24 protein-coding genes and 1 pseudogene are annotated in these 26,092 nt (G+C 60.9%); 14 read left to right on the forward strand and 11 right to left on the reverse strand.

The window, feature by feature from the left end:
* Window positions 1–3: 3 nt before the first annotated feature.
* The 4 genes from AU074_RS32325 to AU074_RS32340 all read right to left on the reverse strand — a co-directional run bounded on the left by AU074_RS32325 (window position 4) and on the right by AU074_RS32340 (window position 3,333).
* Entirely contained in the window at window positions 4–654 is a 651-nt protein-coding gene (locus AU074_RS32325) for a DsbA family oxidoreductase (RefSeq protein ID WP_076018154.1), read from the reverse strand.
* A complete protein-coding gene (locus tag AU074_RS32330; RefSeq protein WP_003218111.1) occupies window positions 651–866 on the reverse strand; it encodes a 4-oxalocrotonate tautomerase family protein in 216 nt (71 codons plus the stop codon). Before AU074_RS32330 ends, AU074_RS32325 begins: the two co-directional genes overlap by 4 nt.
* A gap of 200 nt (window positions 867–1,066) precedes the next feature.
* Complete coding sequence (locus AU074_RS32335; protein WP_076018155.1) at window positions 1,067–2,353, reverse strand: OprD family porin; 1,287 nt, start codon at window positions 2,351–2,353, stop codon at window positions 1,067–1,069.
* A gap of 269 nt (window positions 2,354–2,622) precedes the next feature.
* Complete coding sequence (locus AU074_RS32340; protein ID WP_076018156.1) at window positions 2,623–3,333, reverse strand: DsbA family protein; 711 nt, start codon at window positions 3,331–3,333, stop codon at window positions 2,623–2,625.
* Between the two features lie 228 nt (window positions 3,334–3,561).
* Between AU074_RS32340 and AU074_RS32345 the strand changes: the two genes are divergently transcribed.
* The gene (locus tag AU074_RS32345) at window positions 3,562–5,634 is read left to right on the forward strand and encodes a TonB-dependent siderophore receptor (RefSeq protein WP_076018157.1); all 2,073 of its coding nucleotides are present in this window, start codon (window positions 3,562–3,564) and stop codon (window positions 5,632–5,634) included.
* Window positions 5,635–5,736: 102 nt separating this feature from the next.
* Here AU074_RS32345 and AU074_RS32350 read toward each other — a convergent pair whose 3' ends face one another.
* The 3 genes from AU074_RS32350 to AU074_RS32360 all read right to left on the reverse strand — a co-directional run bounded on the left by AU074_RS32350 (window position 5,737) and on the right by AU074_RS32360 (window position 10,350).
* Window positions 5,737–5,952 carry a hypothetical protein gene (locus AU074_RS32350; RefSeq protein ID WP_076018158.1) on the reverse strand — a complete coding sequence of 72 codons (216 nt, stop codon included), beginning with the start codon at window positions 5,950–5,952 and terminating at the stop codon, window positions 5,737–5,739.
* Between the two features lie 243 nt (window positions 5,953–6,195).
* A complete protein-coding gene (gene aguA, locus AU074_RS32355; protein ID WP_076018159.1) occupies window positions 6,196–7,302 on the reverse strand; it encodes an agmatine deiminase in 1,107 nt (368 codons plus the stop codon).
* A 138-nt stretch (window positions 7,303–7,440) separates the two neighbouring features.
* On the reverse strand, window positions 7,441–10,350 hold the full coding sequence (locus AU074_RS32360) for an aminotransferase (protein WP_076018160.1): 2,910 nt from the start codon (window positions 10,348–10,350) through the stop codon (window positions 7,441–7,443).
* A 180-nt stretch (window positions 10,351–10,530) separates the two neighbouring features.
* Between AU074_RS32360 and rfbB the strand changes: the two genes are divergently transcribed.
* From rfbB to AU074_RS32395, 7 genes are read left to right on the forward strand one after another with little or no spacing between them, the layout of a single operon-like run.
* Window positions 10,531–11,613: a dTDP-glucose 4,6-dehydratase gene (gene rfbB / locus AU074_RS32365; protein ID WP_076018161.1), complete on the forward strand. Its 1,083-nt coding sequence runs from the start codon at window positions 10,531–10,533 to the stop codon at window positions 11,611–11,613.
* Window positions 11,610–12,485: a glucose-1-phosphate thymidylyltransferase RfbA gene (gene rfbA, locus AU074_RS32370; protein ID WP_076018162.1), complete on the forward strand. Its 876-nt coding sequence runs from the start codon at window positions 11,610–11,612 to the stop codon at window positions 12,483–12,485. The genes rfbB and rfbA overlap by 4 nt, the downstream gene beginning before the upstream one ends.
* Window positions 12,482–13,027: a dTDP-4-dehydrorhamnose 3,5-epimerase gene (gene rfbC / locus AU074_RS32375; RefSeq protein WP_076018163.1), complete on the forward strand. Its 546-nt coding sequence runs from the start codon at window positions 12,482–12,484 to the stop codon at window positions 13,025–13,027. The genes rfbA and rfbC overlap by 4 nt, the downstream gene beginning before the upstream one ends.
* Window positions 13,024–13,905, forward strand: coding sequence for a dTDP-4-dehydrorhamnose reductase (rfbD, locus tag AU074_RS32380; RefSeq protein WP_076018164.1), 882 nt, complete (start codon window positions 13,024–13,026; stop codon window positions 13,903–13,905). The genes rfbC and rfbD overlap by 4 nt, the downstream gene beginning before the upstream one ends.
* A gap of 36 nt (window positions 13,906–13,941) precedes the next feature.
* Window positions 13,942–15,750, forward strand: a complete 1,809-nt coding sequence (locus AU074_RS32385; protein WP_076018165.1) for an ATP-binding protein — start codon at window positions 13,942–13,944, stop codon at window positions 15,748–15,750.
* The gene (locus AU074_RS32390) at window positions 15,747–17,132 is read left to right on the forward strand and encodes a sigma-54 dependent transcriptional regulator (protein ID WP_076018166.1); all 1,386 of its coding nucleotides are present in this window, start codon (window positions 15,747–15,749) and stop codon (window positions 17,130–17,132) included. The genes AU074_RS32385 and AU074_RS32390 overlap by 4 nt, the downstream gene beginning before the upstream one ends.
* 27 nt (window positions 17,133–17,159) lie before the next feature.
* The gene (locus AU074_RS32395) at window positions 17,160–17,615 is read left to right on the forward strand and encodes a YiiD C-terminal domain-containing protein (RefSeq protein WP_076018167.1); all 456 of its coding nucleotides are present in this window, start codon (window positions 17,160–17,162) and stop codon (window positions 17,613–17,615) included.
* A gap of 112 nt (window positions 17,616–17,727) precedes the next feature.
* Here AU074_RS32395 and cysQ read toward each other — a convergent pair whose 3' ends face one another.
* Together cysQ and nudE are read right to left on the reverse strand one after the other, a co-directional pair.
* Window positions 17,728–18,564, reverse strand: a complete 837-nt coding sequence (cysQ, locus tag AU074_RS32400; protein ID WP_076018168.1) for a 3'(2'),5'-bisphosphate nucleotidase CysQ — start codon at window positions 18,562–18,564, stop codon at window positions 17,728–17,730.
* A complete protein-coding gene (nudE, locus tag AU074_RS32405; RefSeq protein WP_076018169.1) occupies window positions 18,561–19,127 on the reverse strand; it encodes an ADP compounds hydrolase NudE in 567 nt (188 codons plus the stop codon). The genes cysQ and nudE overlap by 4 nt, the downstream gene beginning before the upstream one ends.
* 87 nt (window positions 19,128–19,214) lie before the next feature.
* Between nudE and yrfG the strand changes: the two genes are divergently transcribed.
* The gene (yrfG, locus tag AU074_RS32410) at window positions 19,215–19,877 is read left to right on the forward strand and encodes a GMP/IMP nucleotidase (protein WP_010168969.1); all 663 of its coding nucleotides are present in this window, start codon (window positions 19,215–19,217) and stop codon (window positions 19,875–19,877) included.
* A 120-nt stretch (window positions 19,878–19,997) separates the two neighbouring features.
* Here yrfG and lysM read toward each other — a convergent pair whose 3' ends face one another.
* Window positions 19,998–20,444, reverse strand: coding sequence for a peptidoglycan-binding protein LysM (gene lysM, locus AU074_RS32415; RefSeq protein ID WP_076018170.1), 447 nt, complete (start codon window positions 20,442–20,444; stop codon window positions 19,998–20,000).
* 130 nt (window positions 20,445–20,574) lie between these two features.
* Between lysM and AU074_RS32420 the strand changes: the two genes are divergently transcribed.
* The 5 genes and pseudogenes from AU074_RS32420 to AU074_RS34725 form a co-directional block, all read left to right on the forward strand.
* Window positions 20,575–21,462: a LysR family transcriptional regulator gene (locus tag AU074_RS32420; RefSeq protein WP_017478126.1), complete on the forward strand. Its 888-nt coding sequence runs from the start codon at window positions 20,575–20,577 to the stop codon at window positions 21,460–21,462.
* 95 nt (window positions 21,463–21,557) lie between these two features.
* The gene (fdhD, locus tag AU074_RS32425) at window positions 21,558–22,397 is read left to right on the forward strand and encodes a formate dehydrogenase accessory sulfurtransferase FdhD (protein WP_076018171.1); all 840 of its coding nucleotides are present in this window, start codon (window positions 21,558–21,560) and stop codon (window positions 22,395–22,397) included.
* On the forward strand, window positions 22,394–24,742 hold the full coding sequence (locus AU074_RS32430; RefSeq protein WP_076018172.1) for an FdhF/YdeP family oxidoreductase: 2,349 nt from the start codon (window positions 22,394–22,396) through the stop codon (window positions 24,740–24,742). The genes fdhD and AU074_RS32430 overlap by 4 nt, the downstream gene beginning before the upstream one ends.
* Before the next feature lie 323 nt (window positions 24,743–25,065).
* Window positions 25,066–25,545, forward strand: a complete 480-nt coding sequence (locus AU074_RS32435; protein ID WP_076018173.1) for a glycine zipper domain-containing protein — start codon at window positions 25,066–25,068, stop codon at window positions 25,543–25,545.
* 33 nt (window positions 25,546–25,578) lie between these two features.
* A pseudogene (locus AU074_RS34725) lies at window positions 25,579–25,659 on the forward strand (outer membrane lipoprotein carrier protein LolA); the annotation flags it as partial.
* On the opposite strand, the gene AU074_RS32440 reads toward AU074_RS34725, so the two are convergent.
* A complete protein-coding gene (locus AU074_RS32440; RefSeq protein ID WP_076018174.1) occupies window positions 25,652–26,083 on the reverse strand; it encodes a thioesterase family protein in 432 nt (143 codons plus the stop codon). The pseudogene AU074_RS34725 and the gene AU074_RS32440 overlap by 8 nt on opposite strands.
* Window positions 26,084–26,092: the final 9 nt, after the last annotated feature.

Consider the following 26,092-nt stretch of genomic DNA (forward strand, 5'->3'; position numbering starts at 1 on the left):
GGTTCAAGCAGCCGCGGCGGACATTTCCCGCAGCATCTGTTCGTAGTAACTGACGGATTGCGATCCGGAGACCAACTGGCGGCCGTTGAGGACCATGGCCGGTACGGAGTTGATGCCGTGCTCGCGGTAGAACGCTTCAAGCTCGCGCACTTCATTGCCGTAGGCGGCAGAGCCCAGCACCCGTCGTGCGCCTTCGATTTCCAGCCCGGCTTCGGCGGCTAAACGAGCCAGGGTTTCGTGGTCGCTGACGTTTTGGCCATCGGTGAAATACCCACGCAGCAACGCCTTTTTCAGCTCGATCTGCCGCCCTTGCTGCAACGCCCAAAACAGCAACCGATGAGCGTCGAAGGTGTTGTAGAAGTGGCTGCGTTTTTCCAGGTCGAAGGTGAAGCCGATGGCCGCGCCCCGCTCCATCAGCATTCTTTTCCCGCTGGCGACTTCTTCAGCGCTGCGCCCGTATTTGCGCATCATGTGGGCGACGGCGTTTTCACCTTCGGCCGGCATGCCGGGGTTGAGTTCGAAGGGTTTGAAGGTCAGTTCAACCTTCACTTCGCCCGCCAGGTTGTCGATGGCTTGTTCCAGGGCAGTGGCGCCCAGGGCGCACCATGGGCAGACCACGTCGGAGATGAAGTCGATGGTGACGGGCGTGCTCATGACGGATTTTCCGCGAGCTGCTTGCGGTACTGGGTGGTGGTGATGCCGGCGTAGCCCCAGTTATCGGTGTCGACTTCTTCGATGACGATGTGGGTCAGGTCGGGGCGTTTGTTAAGGACGCGCTCGAGGGTTTCGGTGATTTCGGCAATGACCTGGGCTTTCTGCTCCGAGGTGACGCCGTCGCGGGTGATACGTACGCTGACAAATGGCATGACAAGGCTCCAGTGACTTGCCCATCGGTGTGGTGGGCAGGCAGTGAGGCCAATTTATGAGGTTGCTTGAGGTGGATAAAGGTGGGGCGGAGTACTTCATTAGTGATGCGGTGTAATCAATAGCCCGGATCGCAGGCATAAAAAAACCCCGACCAGTCGGGGTTTTTTATCGCCTTGAATCAGGTGCGACGCCGAATCAATTAGAAAACGTTGATTGGGTAGTCGGCGAACAGGCGGATCTCGTTACCACCCACGTTGTAGTTGCTGGCGTTGTTGGAAACGCGCAACCACGACGCACGGGCACGCAGGCTCAGGTCTTTAGCCGGGCCGTTCTGTACCACGTATTTGAACTGGTTGAAGATCTCACGCTCGGTGCCACTGCCGCGGTTGGAACCGTCGTCAATGTTGGTGCCGCGCACGTAAGCGATGTTGTAGGTCAGGCCAGGCACGCCGAAAGCGCTGAAGTCCAGGCCGTAGCCTGCTTGCCAGGAGCGCTCGTCCTTGCCGTTGAAGTCAGACCAGTAGGAGTTGGCCAGCAGGATGGTGTTGCCACCGTCGCCGATGCCGCCTGCGTTGCGGTAGCCGCCGTACAGGTAACCGGTGTCACCGGTGCTGCGCTGGTGAGCCACGGTGAAGCTGTGCGGGCCAACGGCCCATGTGGCGCCCAGGCTCCAGATTTTGTTGTCGCGAGCGTCGGCATCACCTTGGTTTTCCAGGGCGAAGCTGCGGTCCAGCTTGGTTTTGTAGCCGTTGAAGTCAAAGGTCAACGATTGTTTCTCTGGCAGGGCCAGCACGTAGTTGACGTTGACGTATTGCTTCTTCAGCACGTCCTGCATGTTGGAAGCGTAGAGCGCTGCCGACAGGCTTTCGGTGAATTTGTAGCTACCGCCGATGTAGTCGATGCTTTTCAGCGCGCCACTGTCGGAACCTTCGGCGCTCTTGCGAGCTTCCTTGGTGAAGTGACCAGCGTCCAGTTGCAGGCCGGCGATTTCTTTGGAAACGATCGAAGTACCTTCGTAGGTTTCCGACAACAGACGGGAGTTGTCGTACTGCAGGACCGGCACGGCTGGCATCTGCTGACCGTATTTGATTACGGTGTTGGAGATGCGTGCCTTGACGGCTGCGCCGCCCTTGGCCAGGTCGTCGGCAGCTGCGCCGCTGTCGCCTTGTTTGAAGAAGTCGATACCACCCGCGCCGCTGCGGCCTTTACCACCATCCAGGCGAATGGCGTATTGGCCGATCACGTCCACACCCACACCGACGGTGCCTTGGGTGAAGCCGGATTCGAACTTGCCGATGAAGCCCTGGCCCCATTCAGCTTTGTCTTGCCTGCCGTTTTTGTAGTCGCGGCTGATGTACGCGTTGCGTGCCGCGATGTTCAGGTGGCTGTCTTCAACAAAGCCCTTCGATTGGGATTGGTCATCAGCCATTGCTTGCGTAGCGCTCAAAATCCCCAGAGCGATCAGCCCCATCCGTTGCTTCAACATTTTCTTATATTCCTTATTACTGGTTGAGTACGCTCTGTGACACCAGGCTCCGTGTTGCTTTTCTGGTGTCGACTCTCCCAGATAAAAAAAGGCCCGCGGACGACGTGATATGCCGCGGGCCTTTTTTTATTGGGGAAGTCATGGCGGTTAGCCACAGGCGTTGGGGCGAATCCTATCCGCGCCCTTTACTGTGTGTCAATTTCGTGAATCTTCTGTATTTAGGCTAAAAAAGTCTAAGAGACGTTAAATGGCCATCACCCTCCAAGGCTCTATCTAGCATCTCTCGGATCTTCGCACCCCTGCAGGCCACACATTGGTGCACTCGATTGGGTGGGTTTAATCGAAATTGCGACTCTTTGTCTCAGCCACTCAGCAAAGGCTTCGGACTTGCCCAGCCAGGGGCTGATGTCGATCAACTGCAACTGCTCATCCTGCTCCAGGGCCAACGTGGGAAAGCCCTGACCGCCAATTTTTGCCAGCCATTGGCGGCTGTTGTTGATGTGCGCTTGAGTGTCTGCGCCCAGGATTTCACTGAAGGCGGCGTTGAGGACCTGAGGATCCAAACCGATGGATTTGGCGAGTTCCACTAGCACGTCTCGATCAGCGATTCGGCGGCCTTCGACATAGTGCGCGGTTTGCAAACGCGCCAGCAGCTCCAGGCCGCGACCGGCGATTTTTTCGGCGGCCAGTACTGCGGTGATCGGCGGGGCTGAGTCGAACACCGCGTCGTGATCGCGCAGCAGGCCTTCAAAATACGCTTCGCCAAACGGTTGCCCGGTGTACTCGGCGATACGCCGGTCGTGGGGCATGACGTAGTCACGTAACTGCGGCGATACGGATTGGCGATTGGCGCCGGTCATCATCCCGCCGCCGTGCAACTGGATCGGCAACACGCTATGGGCGGCGTGCAGCAGCGGCTCGGCGCCGTAACACCAGCCGCACAGCGGGTCGTAAATGTAGTGAAGCGTGGCTGCCGTCATGGCGGACTCCGATGGACGTTGATGCACGGCAGATTAGTCTTACGCACAGTTGGGAAAAACCCTGGATTGGCTTTCAGACTGTTTCGAGAATCGGGCGAATAACCCTGAAAAACATACGCCGTAACAGTTTTCAGAAAGGTACGTTTAGGAATAGATAACTTGCGCAAATAGCAAGCATTACCATTAGCGCGCTTTTATCCTGCCAACCTTTTTTGGACACTCACCCCGATGCCTGCCTTCCGCCTGACGCCCATTACCCTTGGGCTTTCTGTCCTGCTGTCTGCCGGATTTGCCTGCGCTGCAACCGTCCTGCCGGAAACCTCCGTAAGTGCCGAAGCCGACGAGGACGACCCGCGCGTCAAGGAAACCAGCACCGCCACCCGCACCGCTACGCCCGTGCGTTATGTACCCCAGGCTATCGACTCGGTAAAAACCGACAACCTGCGCTCCTACGGGACCAATGACCTGGGCCAGGCGTTGAGCGGCGTACCCAACGTCAGCAGCGGCGCCGACACGCGTTTCGACAGCCTGCGCATCCGTGGCTTCGACGCCAGCAACGACTTCTACCTGGACGGTATTCGCGACGACAGCCAATACGTGCGCGACCTGCACAACATCGAGCGCATCGAAGTGCTCAAGGGCCCGGCAGCAGTGTTGTACGGCCGAGGCGGCCAGGGCGGCATCGTCAATCGCGTGAGCAAGCTGCCCCAGGCCGGTCACGCCTCCAGCATCGAGGCCCAGGGCGGTAGCAATGATTTGCGCAGCCTGTATGCCGACCTCAGCACCGACGCCACCGATAACATCAGCCTGCGCCTGAACATGGGCAACGAGGACAACAACAGTTTCCGCGATGGCGTCAGCGGCAATCGCCAGCTGTTTGCGCCGTCCATGAGCTGGCAGCTGACCCCGGACCTGAACTGGCTGGTGCAGTACGAATACAGCCGCTACAACCGCACGCCGGACCGTGGCATTCCCGGGGTCAACGGGCGCCCGGCGGATGTCAGTCGCGGCACTACTTATGGTGACAAGCGCGATTACATCGACGACAAGTCCCAATCCCTGCGCTCCCGGCTTGCCTATGAACTGAACGACAGTTGGCAACTGCGCCATACGCTGGGCGTGTTTACCCTCGACAGCGACTTCGATAACACCTATGCCGTCAGCTACGACCCAAAAACCAACAAGGTCGGGCGCCAGCGCTGGCAGCAGGACTTGACCACACGCAACCTCTTCAACAACGTCGAGCTGGAAGGCGGTTTCACCACCTTTGGCCTGGAGCATCGCTTGCTGACCGGCGTGGAGTTGGGTAACCAGCGCCGTGACCCGAAACTCTATCGAGCGCCCCTCGCCGCTGTGCCGAGCGTGGATGTGTACAACCCCAACACGGACCTGCGCCACTACGGTCGCCTGCCGGCCTTCAGCAGCAGTCACACCGAAGCGCAAAGCCAGGGCTTGTATGTGCAGGACCAACTGCGCCTGAACGACCAGTGGCAACTGCTCGCCGGTTTGCGCTATGACCGCTTTGATGTGGAGTCCACCAACAAACTGACCAACGCCTCGGAACACGTCGTGAGCCACAGCACCAGCCCGCGCGTAGGCCTGGTCTGGACGCCGCTGGAACACCATTCGTTCTATGCCTCGTGGAGCAAGACCTTCTCGCCTACCGGCGGTGGCCTGATCGGCATCACGCCCAACGCGGCGGGCAACGCCAACGACCTGAGCCCGGAGCTGACCAAACAGAAGGAAATCGGGGTCAAGAGCGACTGGCTCGACGACCGCCTGAGCACCACCCTGGCGGTGTACGAACTGGAACTCTACAACCGCCGCACCCGCGACCCGCTGGACCCTACCATTACCTTGCTCAGCGGTGAGCAGCGCTCCCGTGGCGTGGAGTTGACCGCGACCGGGAAGATCGTCGGCAACTGGTACGTGCGTGGTGGGGTTGGCGTGCAGGACGCCAAGGTGGTGAAGGACAACAATGGCTTTGAAGGCAAGCGCATCAGCGATGTAGCCAAGCGTAATGCCAGCCTGTTCGTCACCTGGAAACCGGAGATGGGCTGGTATGCGGAAACCGGGCTGACATTGGTGGGTGATCGTTACGCGGATAACGCCAACACAGTGGTGTTACCGGGTTATGGGCGCTGGGATGCACTGGCCGGGTTCCGGCAGAAGGAATGGGATGTGCGGGCGGCGCTGAACAATATCAGCGACAAGACGTACTACGCGTCAGCGACCAGTGCGGCGCAGATTCAGTTCGGCGACCCGCGGAGCTTGGTGGTGACCGGAACCTACAGCTTCTAACAGTTCCTGTAGGAGCGAGCTTGCTCGCGAAAAACCTGAGGTCGCTGCGGGGAGTCAGGCTCCCCGCATCATCGTTATCGCCCTTCGCGAGCAAGCTCGCTCCTACAAGGTGCCCATCAACTCACACAACGCCTGCACCTCGTCCTCGCTGAACAGCCCCACAGGGTACTGTTCGCTCATCACCCGGCGCGGGTCGGGCGTCCTGATCTGCCTTGAACCGTTTTCCTTCAACCAGAGCGCCAGCGCATGGATCGCGTCACCGTTCACCCGCAAAGGGTGGAACGTGCGCGTGTACATCAGGTTGATATCGGCATTCATTTCAGCGCTCTCTCCGACTGCATGAGCGGCTAACTTACTCAAGGTTTATGACAGAACTGCTTAGTCATACACCCTGCTCTGTGTCGCAAGATCGATACAAGAGCTATGCCAATGTGCCCGGTTTATCGGCACATGGACGCAAAAAAGCCCACGAACCTGACGGGCCGTGGGCTTGCTGTGAGCGTTCGATCTGCGACGCGCTCAATTGCCGTTCAACCCGGCATCAAGCTGTTACAAGTGCACTCAGTTTTTGTGCGGAGCCGGCTGCTGCTGGGTCAGGCAGTGAATGTTGCCACCCCCCAGTAACAGTTCGCGGCCAGGCACCATCACCACTTCGTGCTGCGGGAACAGGCTCTGCAGAATCTCCTTGGCGCGACTGTCCAGCGGGTCGTCGAAGCTCGGCGCGATGATGCCGCCGTTGACGATCAGGAAATTGACGTAGGAACCGGCCAACCGCACGCTAGGATTGCGCTCCTGGCTGCCGTCTACCGGATCAACGCCTGCACATTCTTCCTCGGTGGCATACAGCGGCCCCGGGATCGGCATTTTATGCACTGTGAACGAGCGTCCCTGGGCGTCGGTGCTGCTTTGCAGCACGTCCATGGCGGCATGGCAGCGTGCGTAGTTCGGGTCTTGCGGGTCGTCGGTCCAGGCCAGCAACACTTCACCCGGGCGCACGTAGCAGCAGAAGTTATCCACATGCCCGTCGGTTTCGTCGTTGAAGAGGCCATCCGGCAGCCAGATGATCTTATCCACAGCCAGGTTGGCGCTGAGCACCGCTGCGATTTCCTCACGCTGAAGGTGCGGATTGCGATTGCGGTTGAGCAGGCATTCTTCGGTGGTGATCAGGGTGCCTTCGCCGTCGACGTGGATCGAACCACCTTCCAGCACAAAGCCTTCGGTGCGATAACGCGGGCTGCGCTCGATCTCGAGGATCTTGCCGCCCACTTGGGAATCGCGGTTCCACGGCGAATACAGGCCGCCGTCGAAGCCGCCCCAGGCGTTGAAATCCCAGTTCACCCCACGGACTTCGCCGGTGTTGTTGATCACGAAGGTCGGCCCGGTATCACGTACCCAAGCGTCGTCGCTGGACATTTCCACCAGGCGAATATTCGGCACGTCCAGGCGCGCCCGGGCGTTTTCGTACTGGCCGGCCGAGACGGCCACGGTCACCGGTTCAAAGCGTGCAATGGCCTTGGCCACCGCCACGTGGGCGGCTTGCGCCGGCTTGCCGCCCAGACGCCAGTTGTCCGGGCGCTCGGGCCAGATCATCCAGGTTTGGGTCTGTGGCGCCCATTCGGCAGGCATGTAGAAGCCGTCGGCGCGGGGGGTGCTGTGCAAAGTGGTCATGAAAAATCTCCTGGGACGGCTGCGTGAGCATGGCGCCTTTATATCGGATAAAAATCGACCTTAAAAGACGATTTACATCTACTACTCATAAATTACCGAAAAATTACCGATAACAATCGAATTACCCCAACAAAATACTTAAAGCGACTCGTCCAACACCTTCGCCAGCATGTCGACGAAGAAATCCACACTGTGCCGGGAGGTGACCATTGGCGGCTTGATCTTGAGGATGTTCAGATAGTCGCCAGTGGGCTGCATGAAGATCCCGAGTTCCCGCAGCCGATCGCACAGCAGTGCGGTCTCTTCGGTGGCCGGTTCCAGGGTTTGTCGGTCGCGGACCAGTTCCAGCCCGAGGTAAAACCCGGAACCATGCACGGCGCCCACCAATGGATACTGTTGGACCAACGCCTCCAGACGCGCCTTGAAATGTCCGCCTACCACCTGGGCGTTTTCCCAGAGCTTTTCTTCCTCCATCACGTCCAGCACCGCCATGCCGATCCGGCAACTCACCGGGCTTCCTCCCGAGGATGAGAAGAAGTAACCCTCGGCCTCCAGCGCCTCGGCGATTTCCCGACGGGTGATTACCGCGCCCAATGGCTGGCCGTTGCCCATGCCCTTGGCCATGGTGATGATGTCCGGCACCACGCCCTGCTCTTCAAACCCCCAGAAGAAATGGCCCATGCGGCCGTAACCCACCTGCACTTCATCGGCGATGCACACGCCGCCCTGTTCCCGAACAAGGGCGTACACCTGTTGCAAATAGCCGGGCGGCAGGGAAATCCCGCCGGCATTGCCATACACCGGCTCACAGATGAAGCCCGCCAGCTGGCGGTTCTGCGCGGCGATTTTCGCCAGGTTATGTTCCACGCTACGCACATAGTCCGGGGCACTGTCCTGCCCGCGAAATTCGCCGCGATAGGTATTCGGCGCGGTCACCGGGTGCACCCAATCCGGGCGGCTGCTCAAGGCCTGGGGGTTGTCAGCAATCGAGGTCGACACCGCGTCCGCCGCCACCGACCAGCCGTGGTAAGCCTCCAGCACACTGAGCATGTCGCGCCCGCCGCTGTAGGCCCAGGCCAGGCGAATCGCCAGGTCGTTGGCTTCGGTGCCGCTGTTGACCAGGAACACCCGGTCCATGGAATCCGGCGCCAGCGCCAGCAAACGCTCGGAGAATTCGGCAATCGCTGCATAGTGGAAGCGCGAGTTGGTGTTGAGCAGCGACCATTGCCGTGCCGCCACTTGGGCCATGCGCGGATGGCCGTGGCCGAGCACCGCGACGTTGTTGAGCATGTCGAGGTAGGAGCGGCCCTGCATGTCGATCAGGTGATTGCGCCAGCCGCGCTCGATGCGCGGCGGGTCGACGTAGTAGTGCTTTTGCGAGCGGGCGAAACTGGCGTCGCGCCGGGCCAGCAGGGCTTCGGGGTCCAACTCCGGCTCGGCATCGCACGCCAGCCCCAGCAAAGTGGCCGGGGACGGGCACAACACCTGCCAGGCCGCGGCCCGGGAAGGCGTGCAGAACAGCGGCGGCTCAAGCTCGGCGCGGCACAGTTGCACCGTCAGCGGCGCAACCACTTCGCCGAGTACCTGACCTTTTACCACTGCGGCGCCGTGCTGCAACAGGGCGCTCACGCCCCACAAGCGAACGCTCAACTGCGCGCTGTGCAGGCACAGCAGGCCGTCGGCGGCGTAGCGCAAGGTGCCGGCGAACGGCGCTTCCACCGTAGCGCCCAATGGCATATGCAGTTCTACGTGAAGCGGGAAAGTCTCCGGTTCCACGGCGCTGTCGGGCTGGGTTCGGGACAGCCGGTATTGACCATAACGGCTGGCTGCCAGCCCATGCACCAAGGCCGCCTCCTCTAAAAGCCGCCGATCAATGCCTTCCTGCTCCCAGTTCCCCGCCTCGAAATGCGGGCTGAGTACGCCCAGGTCGATCAACGCAAATTCACGCCCGACCAACCCCGGTAACAATGGCGCAAAGCCCTCGCCGGCAATGGGTGGCAGCTCGGCACCGACACAGCCAAGAATCGCCGCCTCCATCAGCTCAAAAGGCACCGAGGTGGCCACGCGGAAAATTTCCCACTCATGCTCGGCGTTCTTCAACAGGTACGCGTTATCCGGGTCCAGGCTTTGCTGCTGTTCACTGCTCAGCACCAACACGGCGGCCCGCGCGACGATCAGGGGCCACAACGCCTGCAACTCTTGGTGCTGCAACGGGGTAATCGCGTGGCATGCCTGAATCGCCGGCAGAATCGCGAACGGATCGCCCTCGGCGTGGTGCAGCAGCGCGGCACAGGTCACAGACAGGTCGGCAATACGCCAGGTGCGTACCAGATCTCCGAAGTCGATCACACCCTGGACCTGCCAATGCCGCTGGGCATCGCGCTGCCAGACCACGTTGTCATCGGTGATATCCATGTGCACGGCTTGCCACGGCAAGTGATCGGCCAAAGGCCGCACGCGGCGCTCGACCTGCTCCACCACGTGCTCAAGCTCGGCACGATGCGGGAGGTTTTCGAGGGTCGACAGCAAATGGGTGATCAGCTCAAGGGCATGGCGCGGGTCCCATTGCAGGGTGCGTTCCAGGCCCGGATGCTCGAAGCCGGCCAGCGCCCGGCTCATCCGCCCGCAGAGTTCGCCGAAGCCTGCGATCACTTCACGGCCTAAATGAGGCAAGTGAGTCAGCGGTTGGCCGTCGATGTAATCCAGCAGCCGCAGGTGCACGGTTTGACCGGCGACCTTCTCGGTCAGCAGTTCTTCACCCTTAAGAGCCGAAATCACCCTCGGCACCCGTACGTCCGAATGTTCCTGCAGATGCTTGAGGGCGGCGTGCTGGGCCTGCAACTCGACGGCGGCGTAGTCGCCCCGGCAGATTTTCAGCACAAAACGGCCACGGTCGCTGTCGATGCGGTAGTTGAGGTCTTGCTGGCTGCCGAGGGACTGCATCGCCCCACCGAGGCCGTAATGCTGCTCCAGTAGCCGCGCCGCAGGCTCCGGCCCGACTTGCGGGCATGGCAGGCTGGCGCGATGAATCAACGTGGCGAGCAACATGTGACGACCCCTGGTGTCTTTATCAGGCGCTTATATCGCCATTGTTGACGGGGGTTATGCAACCCCTGCAAATGCGGTGTTTCGGCACGCAAATTGCCATCGCCCCTTGCACCGTCTCGCGCCACAACTCAAGCTATGCTCCATTCGCTTAATGTCCGTCTAAGGAAAAGGGCTTCCGACATGCGCATTCTCATCACCGGCGGCGCCGGATTCATCGGTTCCGCTCTGATCCGGCACCTGATTCAACACACCGAGCACGAAGTGCTCAACCTGGACAAACTGACCTATGCAGGCAACCTCGATTCGCTGACCAGCGTCGCGAACAACAGCCGCTATGAGTTCGTCCAGGCCGACATCATCGACCAGGCCACCGTCAGCGCCGTGCTCGCGCGCTTTGAGCCAGACGCGATCATGCACCTGGCGGCCGAGTCCCATGTGGACCGTTCCATCGACGGCCCGTCGGATTTTATCCAGACAAATATCGTCGGCACCTACAGCCTGCTGGAGGCCGCCCGCGCCTATTGGCAGAAGCTGGAAGAGCCGGCCAAAAGCGCCTTCCGCTTCCACCACATTTCCACCGATGAAGTGTATGGCGACCTGCATGGCGTCGATGACCTGTTCACCGAAACCACGCCTTACGCGCCCAGCTCGCCGTACTCCGCGAGCAAGGCCGCGTCCGATCATCTGGTCCGCGCCTGGCAGCGCACGTATGGCCTGCCGGTATTGCTGACCAACTGCTCGAACAACTACGGGCCGTTCCACTTCCCCGAGAAGCTGATCCCGCTGGTGATCCTCAATGCTCTGGCCGGTAAACCGTTGCCGGTATATGGCGATGGCCTGCAAGTGCGCGACTGGTTGTTCGTCGAAGACCACGCCCGCGCGCTGTTCAAAGTGGTAACTGAAGGTGTGGTGGGCGAGACCTACAACATCGGCGGCCATAACGAGCAGAAGAATATCGACGTGGTGCGCAGCATCTGCGGCCTGTTGGAAGAGCTGGCCCCTCAGCGTCCGGCCGGCGTTGAAAAATTTACCGACCTGATCACCTTCGTCAAGGATCGTCCAGGCCACGACCAGCGCTACGCGATCGATGCCAGCAAGATCGAACGCGAACTGGGCTGGGTGCCTGAAGAAACCTTTGAAACCGGCCTGCGCAAAACCGTGCAGTGGTACCTCGATAACCTGGAATGGTGCCGCAGGGTCCAGGACGGCAGTTATCAGGGCGAACGATTGGGCAACACTGACGTTAAGGATTTGATCGCATGATGAAGGGAATCGTATTGGCCGGTGGCTCCGGCACTCGTTTGCACCCCATTACCCTGGGCGTCTCGAAACAGCTGTTGCCGGTGTATGACAAGCCGATGATCTACTACCCGATCTCGGTGCTGATGCTGGCCGGGATCAAGGACATCCTGCTGATTTCCACCCCGGTGGACTTGCCGCAATACCGCAATCTGTTGGGCGACGGCAGCCAGTTTGGCGTGCGCTTCACCTATGCAGAGCAGCCGTCCCCGGACGGTCTGGCACAGGCGTTTTTGATTGGCGAAGAGTTTATCGGTGATGATCCGGTGTGCTTGATCCTGGGCGATAACATTTTCCACGGCCAGCACTTCGGCGACCAACTGCGCACGGCTGCTGAGCGCCCATCTGGCGCCACGGTATTCGGTTATTGGGTCAAGGACCCAGAGCGTTTCGGCGTGATCGATTTCGACAGTGAGGGCCGCGCGCTTTCCATCGAGGAAAAACCCGCCAAGCCAAAGTCGAGCTACGCGGTGACCGGCCTGTACTTCTACGACAACGACGTGATCAAGATCGCCAAGGCGGTCAAGCCATCGCCGCGCGGCGAACTGGAGATCACCGACGTCAACAACGCCTACCTCCAGCGCGGCGATCTGCACGTGGAACGCTTCGGCCGTGGCTTTGCCTGGCTCGACACCGGCACCCACGACAGCCTGCTGGAAGCCTCCACGTACGTTCAGACCATCGAGCACCGCCAGGGTTTGAAAGTGGCGTGCCTCGAAGAAATCGCTTACGAGAACGGTTGGATCAACCGTGATCACTTGCTGGAGCGGGCCAAATATTTTGGCAAAACCGGCTATGGTCAATACTTGTTCACTCTCGCTGGGGAAACTAAATGAATGTGACCGCCACTGAACTGCCCGGTGTCTTGATCATCGAGCCGAAGGTTTTTGGCGATGAGCGCGGCTTTTTTTATGAGAGTTTCAACGCCCGGGCTTTCGCCCAGGCGACGGGTTTGCAACAAGAGTTCGTGCAGGACAACCACTCGCGCTCGCAAAAAGGTGTGCTGCGTGGCCTGCACTATCAGGTCGAGCACCCTCAGGGCAAACTGGTGCGTGTAACCGCTGGTGAAGTGCTGGACGTGGCGGTGGATATCCGCCGCAGCTCACCGAACTTCGGCAAATGGGCAAGCGCACGCTTGTCTGCCGAGAATAATCGCCAACTGTGGATTCCACCGGGATTTGCCCATGGTTTTGTGGTGCTCAGCGACTACGCCGAGTTCCTCTACAAAACCACGGATTACTACACGCCCTCGGCAGAACGGTGCATTCGCTGGGACGACCAGGACCTCAACATCGACTGGCAACTGACCGGCGCGCCCACCTTGTCCACCAAGGACCAGAACGGCATGAGCCTCAAAGAAGCCGACCTGTTCCCATGAGCAGCCCGTTGAAAATCCTCATCAGCGGCCAGCACGGCCAGGTCTCCCGGGAGCTGCAACAGCGCCTCCAGGGCTTGGGCGAGTTGATCGTGCTGGGTCGCGACCAGCTGGACCTGAACCACCCCGAGCAGATACGCCAGCAAGTGCGCGCCCATCGCCCCGGCCTGATCATTAATGCCGCCGCCCATACGGCGGTGGATCAAGCCGAGAGCGAACCGGACGTGGCCTTCGCCATCAACGCCACCGCGCCCGGCGTTTTCGCTGAGGAAGCCAAGGCACTCGGCATCCCGCTGATCCACTACTCCACCGACTATGTATTCGACGGCAGCAAGGCCGCGCCCTACAACGAGGGCGACGTTACCAACCCGCTGGGCGTCTACGGCGCAAGCAAGCTGGCCGGTGAACAGGCGATCGCCGCAGTCGGCGGTGAACACCTGATTCTGCGCACCAGTTGGGTCTACTCGACCCATGGCAAAAACTTCCTCCTGACCATGCAACGCTTGCTGCAGGAAAAACCGCAGATGCGCATCGTTGCCGACCAGATCGGTGCGCCGACCTGGGCCGGGACCATCGCCAACAGCACCCGTGCCTTGATCGAACGCTGGCAAGCAGGCCAGGCCGGAGACTGGGGTGTCTATCACCTGACCGCCCAAGGCGAGACCTCGTGGTTCGGTTTTGCCCAGGCCATCGGCGAGCAACTACGGGCCAGCGGCCGTGCCTGCGCCGAGCTGGAACCGATTCCCTCCAGCGCCTATCCGACTCCGGCAAAGCGCCCGCTGAACTCGCGCCTGGATTGCAGCCGCCTGCAACAGCAGTGGCACGTCTCGCAACCGCAGTGGCACGACGCATTGCGCGAGTGTCTTGCCGAGCAGCACTAGGCATAATGCGCCTGTACCCACAGGCGCATGACTCCCATGACTCCACCCCTTCCGCGAAGACCCCGCTGGCGCAGCCTGGCGTTGCTGGCGCTGTGCCTGGCACCGTTGTTGTGGCCGCTGGAGCACTTGGCCGAGCGCTATTACCGCAGCGAACTGGCCGGTCAGAACCGTCAGACGCTGGACCTGTACGTCGCCAACCTGCTGGGCACCCTGCACCGCTACGAAGTGTTGCCACAAATTCTCGGCGACCTGCCGGCCCTGCGTACCGCCATCGACGCACCCCAGGTCAGCACCAACCTGGTCAACGCCAACCACCTGCTCAAGGACGTCGCCGCTCAGGCCGGGGTGGAAGTGATGTACCTGATGGACACCACCGGCAAGACCCTCGCCGCGTCCAACTGGGACAAGCAGGACAGCTTCGTCGGGCGTAATTTTTCCTTCCGCCCGTATTTCAGCGAAGCCATGGCCGGGCGCCTGGGGCGCTTTTTCGGCCTGGGCACCACCTCGGCCAAGCGCGGCTACTTTTTCGCCGCTGCCGTGCGCGATGGCGACAGGATCATCGGCGTGCTGGTGGTAAAGGTCGACCTGGACCACACCGAAAGCTTGTGGGGCAACACGCCGGAACAACTGCTGGTGACCGACCACAACGGCGTGGTGATCCTCACCTCGCGCCCGCAATGGCGATTCCGTGCCACCCGGCCGCTGACTGACGAAGAACGCCAGGCCATCATTGCCATCCAGCCCTACCCGACCCGGGACCCGCAGCCGCTAAGCCTAAGCCCTACGGCGTGGGTGCGCCAATCCACGGACATCGCCGAAACTGGCTGGAAAGTCGAGATTCTCGCGCCCCGTACCTTGATCAGCCGCCCGGTGCGTACCGTAGTCGCTGTGGGTGGCGCAACGTTGCTGGTGCTGATGCTGCTGCTCGGCCTGATGATGCAGCGCCGTCGTCACTACCTGGAACGCATCGCCTTCGAAGCCAAGGCTCGCCGCGAGCTGGAGATGCGCGTGATCGAGCGAACCAGCGACCTGGAAGGCCTCAACCGACGCCTGAAGCAGGAAGTGCTGGAGCGCGAGCACGCACAGCAGGAATTGGTGCGGGCTCAGGATGACCTGGTGCAGGCGGGCAAGCTTTCCGCGCTGGGCACCATGTCGGCAAGCATCAGCCACGAGCTCAACCAACCGCTGGCGGCGATTCGCAGCTACGCGGAAAACGCCGAGATCCTGCTGGACCACCAACGCACCGACGACGCCCGCGGCAACCTCAAGCTGATCAGCGAGTTGACCGGGCGCATGGCCTCGATCATCGCCCACTTGCGCGCCTTCGCCCGGCGCGACCGACATGCGCCGGAAAGCGTGGCCCTGCAACCGGCCCTGGATGATGCGCTGGCGCTGCTGGCCAAGCGCAGGCGGTCCATGGAAGTCGAGTTGATCCGCGATTTGCCCGAAGCCACCTTGTGGGTCGCCGCCGGCGAAACCCGCCTGCGCCAGGTATTGGGCAACCTGCTGGCCAACGCCCTGGACGCCCTGACCGAAAAAGGCCCGCCGCGCAAACTCTGGTTGAGTGCCCAAACCACCGAACAGGGCGTCAACCTGTACATTCGCGACAACGGTCCGGGCTTCTGCATGGAAGCCCTGGGCCGCGCCAGCGAGCCCTTCTACACCACCAAGACCCGCACCCAGGGCCTGGGGTTGGGCCTGGCGATCTGCGACACCCTGATGCGCGCCTTTGGCGGTGAACTGTTGTTCGCCAACCACAAGGAAGGTGGCGCGCTGTTAACCTTGAAACTGCGCGCCGGAGCACCGGGTGTCAGTCTGCAACCGTCCGAGGACCGCAGTGTATGAGTATCGATAACCAGATTCAGGTGGTGTTGATCGACGATGATCCACACCTGCGTCAGGCCCTGTGCCAGACCCTGGACCTGGCCGGGCTGAAAGTCCTGACCCTCGGCGAAGCCCAGGGCCTGACCGCGCGCCTTTCCCGGGACTGGCCGGGGGTTGTGGTGAGCGACATCCGCATGCCCGGCATGGACGGCCTGGAACTGTTGAGGGAGCTCCACGCCCAGGACCCGGAACTGCCGGTGCTGCTGATCACCGGCCACGGCGACGTGCCACTGGCGGTGCAAGCCATGCGCACCGGCGCCTACGATTTCCTGGAAAAACCCTTCGCCAGCGACGCCCTGCTCGACAGCGTGCGCCGTGCCCTGGCCTTGCGCCGCCTGGTACTGGACAACCGCAGCCTGCGCCTGGCCCTGAGTGACCGTCAGCAATTGAGCACACGCCTGGTGGGGCACTCCCCGCAAATGCTGCGCCTGCGCGAGCAGATTGGCGCACTGGCGGCGACCAAGGCTGACGTGCTGATCCTCGGCGAGACCGGCGCCGGCAAGGAAGTGGTGGCGCGTGCGCTGCACGACCTGTCGAACCGCCGCACCGGCCCGTTTGTGGCAATCAACGCCGGCGCCTTGGCCGAGTCAGTGGTGGAAAGCGAGCTGTTCGGACATGAGCCAGGCGCCTTCACCGGCGCCCAGAAACGGCGCATCGGCAAGTTCGAATTTGCCAACGGCGGCACGCTGTTTCTCGACGAAATCGAAAGCATGAGCCTGGATGTGCAGGTCAAGCTGCTGCGGCTGTTGCAGGAGCGTGTGGTGGAGCGGCTGGGGGGTAATCAGCTGATCCCGCTGGATATCCGCATCATCGCCGCCACCAAGGAAGACCTGCGCCAGTCCGCCGACCAGGGCCGCTTCCGCGCCGACTTGTATTACCGCCTGAACGTCGCACCCCTGCGCATTCCGCCGCTGCGCGAACGGGGTGAGGATGCGTTGATGCTGTTCCAGCACTTTGCCGACGAAGCCAGCACCCGCCACGGGCTACCGATGAAGGAGCTGCAACCGGGGCAACGCGCATTGCTGTTGCGTCACAGCTGGCCGGGCAATGTGCGCGAGCTGCAAAACGCCGCCGAGCGTTTTGCCCTGGGCCTTGAACTGGCGCTGGACAACACCCCGGACAGCCCTTCTGCCGGCGTACTGACCAGCACACCCGGCGGCTTGAGTGAACAGGTCGAGCAGTTTGAAAAAAGCCTGATCGCCGCCGAACTGGCACGCACCCACAACTCCATGCGCAGCCTCGCCGAGGCCCTGGGCGTGCCGCGTAAAACCCTGCACGACAAACTGCGCAAGCACGGGCTGAATTTCGCCGACAGTGGCAACAGCCACGCTGACGACGAATGACCCTTTTCCACCTGCCACGAGGCCACCATGAGTCGCGATAGCCGTTACCTGGAATCGATCCTTCACCACGACATTCCCCTGACCCGGGAAATGGGCCTCAAGGTTATCGACTGGCAGGACCGGCAACTGCAACTGCGCTTGCCGCTGGACGCCAACATCAACCACAAGAGCACCATGTTTGGTGGCAGCCTTTATTGCGGCGCCGTGCTTGCGGGTTGGGGTTGGCTGCATTTGCAATTGCGTGAGGAAGGGATCGAAGACGGGCATATCGTGATTCAGGAAGGACAGATCAGCTATCCGCTGCCGGTGACCACGGATGCCACGGCGATTTGCCAGGCACCTGATGAGAAGGTGTGGAAACGATTTTTAGCGACCTACAAGCGTTATGGCCGGGCGCGCTTGGCGCTGGAGACGTGGATCGTCAATGAGGGCAGTGAAGATCGGGCCGTAGCCTTTACCGGCCAGTACGTCCTGCACACATAACAACTGTGGGAGCGGGCTTGCTCGCGAATGCAATCTGTCAGTTGATACATCTGGCACTGAAAGACCGCTTTCGCGAGCAAGCCCGCTCCCACATTTTTGATCGATGTTGTGTTTAAGAACGGGCCAGGGTCAGCAATCGCTCACGCCACTCCGCTTTGGCCGGAAGTGCAAGGAAAAATGGGTTCAGTAGCGACTCCCGCGCCGGATAGCTGAACGGTTGCCCATTCAATTCCAGCACCTCACCACCCGCCCCTTCCAGTACGCCCTGTGCCGCGGCGGTGTCCCACTGCGAGGTCGGCGCCAGACGCGGGTAGCAATCTGCGCTGCCTTCGGCCAACAGGCAAAACTTCAGCGAACTGCCGATATTCGCCAGCTTCAACTCACCCAATCCGGCGCTCAAGCCTGCGAGCAAGCGGTCCTGTTCAGGGCTCGTATGGCGACGACTGGCAACCACGGTAAACGCTTCACCCGTCGCCGGTGTCTGGCGCACCTGGATTTGCTTGGGCGCAGCACTCACATCGGAACGCCAGGCACCCAGCCCGGCACCACCGAAGTAGCACCGACCGCTGGTAGGCATCGACACCACACCAAACACCACGCGACCCTTTTCGATCAGCGCGATGTTAACGGTGAACTCCTCGCTGCCAGAGATGAATTCCTTGGTGCCATCCAGCGGGTCTACCAGCCACCAGCGCTGCCAACCGGCGCGTACGCTCTGGTCGATATCCGCGTCTTCCTCCGAGAGCACCGGAATGCTCGGGTCCAGCGCAGTCAGCCCGGCGAGGATCAGATGATGAGCCGCCAGGTCGGCGGCCGTCACCGGCGAATCATCGGTCTTGGTAGTGACGGCCACATCGGCGCGCCAATACGGCATGATCACCTCGCCGGCCTGGCGGGCCAATTCAATCACGGGGGCAATAAACGGGTGACCCAGGAAAAGTTCGCTCATGGCTGGAACGCTCCACGTTGAGTCAACAGGTCGCGCACCAGATACAGCGCCGCCAAGGCGCGGCCCTCGCTGAACTGCTCGTTCTGCGCTAACTGCGAGAGCTCCCGCAGGTTGACCCGATCGACGCGCATCGGCTCCGGCTCGTCGCCTTCCAGGCGCTCTTCGTACAGCTCGGTGGCCAGCACCACCTGGATTTTCTGGCTCATGTAGCCGGGAGACAGCGAAAGCTCGGTGATGTGCTCCAACTGGTGGGCACCAAAACCGGCTTCTTCCTTGAGCTCGCGGTCTGCTGCTGCCAACACATCCTCGCCCGGCTCAATCAAGCCCTTGGGCAACGACAGTTCATACTCATCGGTGCCGCCGCAATATTCCTCGATCAACAGCGCGTGGTCCGAGTCGATCATCGCCACGATCATGACCGCGCCATAACCGGCCCCTCTACCCACCAAGCGCTCGTAGGTCCGCTCCACGCCATTGGAAAAGCGCAATTGCACTTCCTCCACGCGGAACAAACGGCTACTGGCGACTATTTCGCGGGCGAGGACGGTGGGTTTCTGGCGCATGAGCGGCTCCTTGGCGTGATCGGGTTACTATACCGTGGCTTTTCCGATTGTCTGTGTCGGATATCTTTTCTTACATGAGTGTTCTTTATGCCTCCACTGCCCTGGCACGCCATCGACACCGTCCTGCTGGACATGGACGGCACCTTGCTCGACCTGCACTTCGACAACCATTTCTGGATGGAGCACCTGCCCCAGCGCTATGCCGAGTTGCATGGTGTGAGCCGGGCGATGGCCGAGATGGAGTTGCAACCATTGTTCGAGCGTAACGCCGGACAGTTGCAATGGTATTGCCTGGATTTCTGGAGCGCAGAACTCAAGATCCCGGTGCGCGAACTCAAGCTGGAAACCGCGCACCTGATCGCCTTGCGCCCGGATGCCGATACTTTCCTGGCCGCGATCAAACAGGCCGGCAAGCGGGTGATCCTGATCACCAACGCCCATCGGGATTCGCTGTCGTTGAAGCTGGAACGCATCGAGTTGGCGCCTTATTTCGAGCGACTGATCAGTTCACACGACTATGGTTTCGCCAAGGAAAACCCACAGTTCTGGGACGCCCTGCACGCCGACATCGCCTTCGACCCGGCCCGCAGCCTGTTTATCGACGACACCTTGCCGATCCTGCGCAGTGCCCGGGATTTTGGCGTGGGGCACTTGCTGGCCGTGAAGGAACCGGACAGCCGGAAGGGGCCTAAGGACACGGCGGAGTTTGCGGCGGTTGGGGATTACCGGGAATTGATCGTAGGTTTGTGACAACGCTGAAGATCCAATGTGGGAGCGGGCTTGCTCGCGAATGCGGTGTGTCAGCCACTGAATATATTGACTGATCCACCGCTTTCGCGAGCAAGCCCGCTCCCACATTTGGTTCGCGTATTACTCAGGAATACGCAGCGTCTGCCCTGGGTAAATCTTGTTCACATCCTTGAGCATCGGTTTGTTGGCCTCAAAGATTTTTTGGTACTGATTGGCATTGCCATACACCGCCAGCGAAATTGCGCTCAGGGTATCGCCTTTTTTCACCACAACAAAGCGGGCGGCCGCGACAACAGGTGCGCCGGCAGCCACGGTAATTTGGTCATCCACGCTGCCAACACCGGCAATATTGCCAGCGGCCAAAATGATTTTTTCTTTCTCTTCCTGGCTGCCCACTTCACCTTTAACGGTGACCTTATCGCCATCAACCGTCGCGGTGATATTGGGATTGCCCAACCCGACTTCATTAATGTGCTTCTTCAGCTCATCACCCGCGTTGGCATTACCCGGCGTCAACAGATCAATCAACTTCTCGCCTGCTTCCTTAACAAAGCTAAAAATACTCATGGTGCGCTCTCCTTGGGATTTAATTTCCAGATGCCAAAGACTAGACCAGTCCTACAGAATTGGGTTCCAGCCTGACCAACGACTCAAACACGCTAGAATCCCACCGCATTGGAATAAGCCCGGAGCGAAGATGGACATCAAACAGCTGAAATTCCTCATCGCCCTCGACGAAACCCGTCACTTTGGCCAGGCGGCGGCGCGCTGCCACATCACCCAGCCGACCCTGTCGATGCGCCTGCGCAGCCTGGAAGAAGAGCTACAGCTGCCGCTGGTCAATCGCGGCCAGCGTTTCGAAGGCTTTACCGCCCCCGGCGAACGCGTGCTGGCCTGGGCACGCACGGTGCTGGCCGCGTATGACGGTTTGCAGGCCGAGGCGGCGGCGTGTCGCGGCAATCTGGTGGGCACGTTGCGCCTGGGCGTGGTGCCGTTGTCGAGTTTCGATCCGCTGGCGTTGATGCAGAAGCTGCATAAGGAACACCCGAGCCTGCGCTTTGAGTTGTCAGCGCTGAGCTCCGAACAAATTCTTGAACAGCTGGCGAGCAACCGTCTGGACCTCGGCGTGTCGTACCTGGAGCGCCTGGACGCCGAGCGCTTCGACTCCCTGGCCTTGGGTGAAACCCGCATGGGCCTGCTGTACGACCAACGGTTTTTCAGCTTCGGCGACAAGCCCCTGAGCTGGGAAGCGCTGATCGAACTGCCCTTGGGCATGCTCACCAGCGGCATGCACTTTCGCCAGTCCATCGACCACAACTTCCACAGCCGCGGCCTCAACCCACAGCCGCTGTTGCAGACCGATGCCGTCCATCAGTTGTTACAAGCCGTGCACGGCGGCCTGTGCTGCGCGGTAATGCCACTGGACGGCGGCCTCGACGCCCTCACCGAGCACTTGCGCCTGCAACCCATTGAAGACGCTCACACACTGGCCCGCCTGGGGCTGATCATGCGCCGCAGTGCGCCGCGTTCGGCGCTGGCAGAAGCCTGTTTTGCGCTGTATCAGAAATCGCTTCTGGAACCTTGATCGACGTCATCTATCGGTAGATCAGTACTGACGATTAGACGCGACCCTTTGTCGCGCCTAGTCTTACAGCTGAATACTTCCGGTGGTAATGCCCAATGAACGCCCAGCGCCCAGTCTGCGCGGCGCCCGCCCTCGAAACGCCCGCGCCCGCCGCCAGCCAGAGTTATCAGTTTTGTAATCTCGAACACACCGAATCGGCCAGCACCGCGCTCGCCGAGGAAGTTGCGTTGGCGATTGCCTATAACGACATCAGCCAGGCAGTGATGCTGGTGACGCCAACCGACCTTGAAGACTTTATCGTCGGCTTCAGTATCGGTAGCGGCATTATCGAAGACGTTAGCGACATTTATGACCTGAAAATCAGCGGCTCGGGTTCGACCCAATACGCTCAGGTGCAGATTTCCAGCCGCGCTTTCTGGAATATGAAGCAGCAGCGCCGGCAACTGGCGGGTACCAGCGGCTGTGGGCTGTGCGGCGTGGAAGCGGTGGAACAGGCGCTGCCCAACCTCAAAGTGCTGCCCGGCGCGCCTTTGCCACCTGCCGACTGGCTGGACGGTCTGCGCCAGCGCATCAGCGCGTTCCAACCGCTGGGCCAGTACAGCGGCGCGGTGCATGCGGCAGTGTTCATGAACAATCAGGGCGAATTGCTGCTGGGCCGTGAAGACATCGGCCGGCATAACGCTCTCGACAAGCTGATCGGCGCGCTGATCCGCCAAAAGATTCCGACCGACGGCGGCCTGGCGATTGTCACCAGTCGCTGCAGCCTCGAACTGATCCAGAAAGTATTGCGCGCAGGCATCCAGACCCTGGTCAGCCTGTCGTCGCCCACCGGCCTGGCCCTGCAATGGGCCCGTCGGCACAACCTCAATCTCATCCACCTGCCGCAGAAAAGTGCGCCGCGGGTCTATAGCCCTGCGATGGAGAATCAAGCGTGAGCACTCATCATCAAGCCGACGACAAACCTACCCCGCGCTACAAGCCCTACAAAGGCCCGGCCGGTGGCTGGGGCGCACTGATCAGCGTGGCGCAAGCCTGGCTGACCAGCGACAACGCGCTGAAAAACATCCGCATGATGCTCAAGACCAACCAGAACGGCGGTTTCGACTGCCCGGGCTGCGCCTGGGGTGATTCGCCGGAAAGCGGCATGGTCAAGTTCTGCGAGAACGGCGCCAAGGCGGTCAACTGGGAAGCCACCAAGCGCCGGGTCGATGCCGCATTCTTCGCCAAGCACAGCGTCAGCGCGCTGCTGGAGCAGAGCGATTACTGGCTGGAATATCAGGGCCGTCTGACCGAGCCAATGAGCTACGACGCCGAAACCGATCGCTACAAGCCCATCAGCTGGGAATCGGCTTTCGACTTGATCGGCAAGCACCTCAATGCGCTGCCAAACCCGGACATGGCCGAGTTCTATACCTCGGGCCGGGCCAGCAACGAAGCGGCTTACCTGTATCAACTGTTCGTGCGCGCCTACGGCACCAACAATTTCCCGGACTGCTCGAACATGTGTCACGAAGCCAGCGGCGTCGCCCTGGCGCAAAGTGTGGGCGTGGGCAAAGGCACCGTGACCTTCGATGACTTCGAACATGCGGACGCGATTTTCGTCTGGGGCCAGAACCCCGGCACCAACCATCCTCGGATGCTGGAGCCACTGCGCGAAGCGGTCAAGCGCGGCGCTCAGGTGGTGTGCATCAACCCGCTGAAGGAGCGTGGCCTGGAACGCTTCCAGCACCCGCAACACCCGCTGGAAATGCTCACAAATGGTGACAAGCCGACCAACACCGCCTACTTCCGCCCGGCGCTGGGTGGCGACATGGCCATCCTGCGCGGCATGGCCAAATTCCTGCTGCTGTGGGAACGCCAGGCTCAGGCCGAAGGCAAAGAGGCCGTGTTCGATCACGACTTCCTCAACGAACACACCGCCAACGTGCTGGATTACCTGGGCAAGATCGACGACACCTCATGGGATGAAATCGTCGAGCAGTCTGGCCTGACCCTGGTGGAGATCGAGCAAGCCGCGCGCATGTATGCCAAAGGCAAGAACGTGATCATGTGCTGGGCGATGGGCATCACCCAACATCGCCACTCGGTGCCGACCATCCAGGAAATCGCCAACCTGATGCTGCTGCGCGGCAACATTGGCCGCCCAGGCGCCGGCCTGTGCCCGGTGCGCGGCCACAGCAACGTGCAGGGCGACCGCACCATGGGCATCAACGAACGGCCACCGGTGGCGTTCCTTGACTCCCTGGAGCGTCGTTTCCAGTTCCAGGTGCCGCGCGACAACGGCCACAACGTGGTGGAAGCAATTCACGCCATGCTCGAAGGCCGCTCCAAGATATTTATCGGTCTGGGTGGCAACTTCGCCCAAGCCACGCCGGACAGCCCGCGCACCTTTGAAGCCCTGCGCAATTGCGACCTGACCGTGCAGATCAGCACCAAGCTCAACCGCAGCCACCTGATGCACGGCAAGGACGCACTGATCCTGCCATGCCTGGGCCGCACCGACATCGACATCCAGGCCGAAGGCCCGCAAGCCGTGACCGTGGAAGACTCGTTCAGCATGGTCCACGCCTCCAATGGCCAGCTGCAGCCATTGTCGAAACAGATGAAATCCGAGCCTGCGATTCTGGCGGGCATTGCTGCCGCTACATTGGGCAGCAAGCCGGTGGACTGGAACTGGCTGGTGGCCGATTACGACCGCATTCGCGACCTGATTGCCGACACCATTCCCGGCTTCAGGGACTTCAACGAACGCCTGAAAAACCCGGGTGGTTTCTACCTGGGCAACTCGGCCGGCGCCCGTCGCTGGAACACCCCTTCGGGCCGCGCCAACTTCCGCCCGAACATCCTGCCCAAGGACCTGGTGCACGAACGCACCCGCAACACCGGGCAATTGCCGGACCTGATCATGCAGTCGATGCGTTCCCACGATCAGTACAACACCACGATTTATGGCCTGGACGATCGCTATCGTGGGGTCAAGGGTCAGCGGGATGTGTTGTTCGTCAACGAAGCCGACATCATCCGCCTAGGCTTCAAGCCAGGGCAGAAGGCTGACATCGTGTCGATCTGGGATGACGGGCGTGAGCGCCGCGTGAAGGGCTTTACCCTGCTGGCGTTTGATATTCCGGCGGGGCAGGCGGCGGCTTATTACCCGGAGGTGAACCCACTGGTACCGCTGGAGAGCACGGGGGATGGCAGCCATACGCCAACGTCGAAGTTTGTAGCGATTCGGCTGGAAGCAGCGAGCGCGACCGGACTGATCATGGCGAAGTCGGCCTAAGCGACACCTTATTGTGGCGAGGGAGCTTGCTCCCGTTCGGGTGCGTAGCGCCCGTAGAAATTTTGGGGCCGCTGCGCAGCCCAACGGGAGCAAGCTCCCTCGCCACAGACAGCACCTGAGCTTTTTTACGGGCACAAAAAAGGCCGCTTTTGCATAAAAGCGGCCGTTCAGAAGTAAGTAAAGACTCACAAAAACAACTTAAGTTCCGTATAAAAAACAGCAACTTAGAGAATTGTATACAACCCATACCACTGGTCGGGTTTCGATTGTCACCGTCTCGATACAACTTCAGGATCGCGCCGTCATCCTCTTGAGGTTCCTCTATGAAGTTCTCCTCGATTCTCTTGTTGTCCCTTGGCCTGGTCAGTGGCGCAGCCATGGCCGGTGGCACCACCGAAGCCGGTGTGGGCGGCGCATTGGGCGGGGTTTTAGGTTCAGTCGTAGGTCAGCAGTTGGGCGGTAACACCGGTTCAGCCATCGGTGCGGCCCTCGGCGGCGCAGGCGGCAGTGCGGTCGGCGCAGACAAGCGTAGCCGCGGCGAAGCTGCCATTGGCGGCGCATTGGGCGCAGCCGGCGGCAACGTGGTGGGTCGCAGTGTCGGCGGCAGCACCGGCAGCCTGATCGGCGCAGCAGCCGGCGGTGGCGCTGGTGGCGCGCTGGGCAACTACATGGGCAACAAGAGCGATGACGATGATCGTCGTTACCGTGGGCGTGATAACCGCCGTTATGACCGCGATGATCATCGCGGGCGCGGTCATGCGTATGGGCATCGCAAGAACAAGCATCACTATCGCCACCGCTAAGGCATTCCACCTGTAGGAGCGAGCTTGCTCGCGATGGTCGTCAACGATGACGATGGAAACCTGACACGCCGCTGCGCTCTCGGGTTTTTCGCGAGCAAGCTCGCTCCTACAGTGCCAAGCGCTGCAAGGCCTCTCGCAGCGCTGGCGGAATCGTCACCGGCTGGTTCGACGCCCGATCTACAAACACATGCACAAACCTCCCCGCCGCACAGGCCTCATCCTCCCCGGCCTTGAACACCGCCAGCTCATACTGCACTGAACTGTTGCCCAACTTGCCCACCCGCAGGCCAATCTCGATGCGGTCCGGAAAGGCAATTGAGGCGAAGTAGTCGCACGCCGAACTCACCACAAATCCCACCACCTCACCGTCATGAATATCCAACCCGCCCTGCTCGATCAGGTAGGTATTCACCGCCGTGTCGAAAAAGCTGTAGTAGGTGACGTTATTCACATGGCCATAAACGTCGTTGTCGTGCCAGCGCGTGATGATTGGCTGGAAGTAGCGGTAATCGGCGCGCTGTGGGATGGCATTGGTCATCGATAAAGC

The organism is Pseudomonas sp. ATCC PTA-122608, assembly GCF_001952855.1.
Taxonomy (GTDB): Bacteria; Pseudomonadota; Gammaproteobacteria; order Pseudomonadales; family Pseudomonadaceae; genus Aquipseudomonas.

Coding starts and splice junctions, on each gene's coding strand:
- AU074_RS32330 (WP_003218111.1), bottom strand. CDS start 866: ATGCCATTTGTCAGCGTACGTATCACCCGCGACGGCGTCACCTCGGAG.
- nudE (WP_076018169.1), bottom strand. CDS start 19,127: ATGCGCCAGAAACCCACCGTCCTCGCCCGCGAAATAGTCGCCAGTAGC.
- AU074_RS32395 (WP_076018167.1), top strand. CDS start 17,160: ATGAGTCGCGATAGCCGTTACCTGGAATCGATCCTTCACCACGACATT.
- lysM (WP_076018170.1), bottom strand. CDS start 20,444: ATGAGTATTTTTAGCTTTGTTAAGGAAGCAGGCGAGAAGTTGATTGAT.
- yrfG (WP_010168969.1), top strand. CDS start 19,215: ATGCCTCCACTGCCCTGGCACGCCATCGACACCGTCCTGCTGGACATG.
- AU074_RS32345 (WP_076018157.1), top strand. CDS start 3,562: ATGCCTGCCTTCCGCCTGACGCCCATTACCCTTGGGCTTTCTGTCCTG.
- AU074_RS32385 (WP_076018165.1), top strand. CDS start 13,942: ATGACTCCACCCCTTCCGCGAAGACCCCGCTGGCGCAGCCTGGCGTTG.
- AU074_RS32420 (WP_017478126.1), top strand. CDS start 20,575: ATGGACATCAAACAGCTGAAATTCCTCATCGCCCTCGACGAAACCCGT.
- AU074_RS32360 (WP_076018160.1), bottom strand. CDS start 10,350: ATGTTGCTCGCCACGTTGATTCATCGCGCCAGCCTGCCATGCCCGCAA.
- rfbD (WP_076018164.1), top strand. CDS start 13,024: ATGAGCAGCCCGTTGAAAATCCTCATCAGCGGCCAGCACGGCCAGGTC.
- rfbC (WP_076018163.1), top strand. CDS start 12,482: ATGAATGTGACCGCCACTGAACTGCCCGGTGTCTTGATCATCGAGCCG.
- aguA (WP_076018159.1), bottom strand. CDS start 7,302: ATGACCACTTTGCACAGCACCCCCCGCGCCGACGGCTTCTACATGCCT.
- AU074_RS32340 (WP_076018156.1), bottom strand. CDS start 3,333: ATGACGGCAGCCACGCTTCACTACATTTACGACCCGCTGTGCGGCTGG.
- AU074_RS32350 (WP_076018158.1), bottom strand. CDS start 5,952: ATGAATGCCGATATCAACCTGATGTACACGCGCACGTTCCACCCTTTG.
- AU074_RS32440 (WP_076018174.1), bottom strand. CDS start 26,083: ATGACCAATGCCATCCCACAGCGCGCCGATTACCGCTACTTCCAGCCA.
- rfbB (WP_076018161.1), top strand. CDS start 10,531: ATGCGCATTCTCATCACCGGCGGCGCCGGATTCATCGGTTCCGCTCTG.
- AU074_RS32335 (WP_076018155.1), bottom strand. CDS start 2,353: ATGTTGAAGCAACGGATGGGGCTGATCGCTCTGGGGATTTTGAGCGCT.
- AU074_RS32435 (WP_076018173.1), top strand. CDS start 25,066: ATGAAGTTCTCCTCGATTCTCTTGTTGTCCCTTGGCCTGGTCAGTGGC.
- AU074_RS32325 (WP_076018154.1), bottom strand. CDS start 654: ATGAGCACGCCCGTCACCATCGACTTCATCTCCGACGTGGTCTGCCCA.
- AU074_RS32390 (WP_076018166.1), top strand. CDS start 15,747: ATGAGTATCGATAACCAGATTCAGGTGGTGTTGATCGACGATGATCCA.
- rfbA (WP_076018162.1), top strand. CDS start 11,610: ATGATGAAGGGAATCGTATTGGCCGGTGGCTCCGGCACTCGTTTGCAC.
- cysQ (WP_076018168.1), bottom strand. CDS start 18,564: ATGAGCGAACTTTTCCTGGGTCACCCGTTTATTGCCCCCGTGATTGAA.
- fdhD (WP_076018171.1), top strand. CDS start 21,558: ATGAACGCCCAGCGCCCAGTCTGCGCGGCGCCCGCCCTCGAAACGCCC.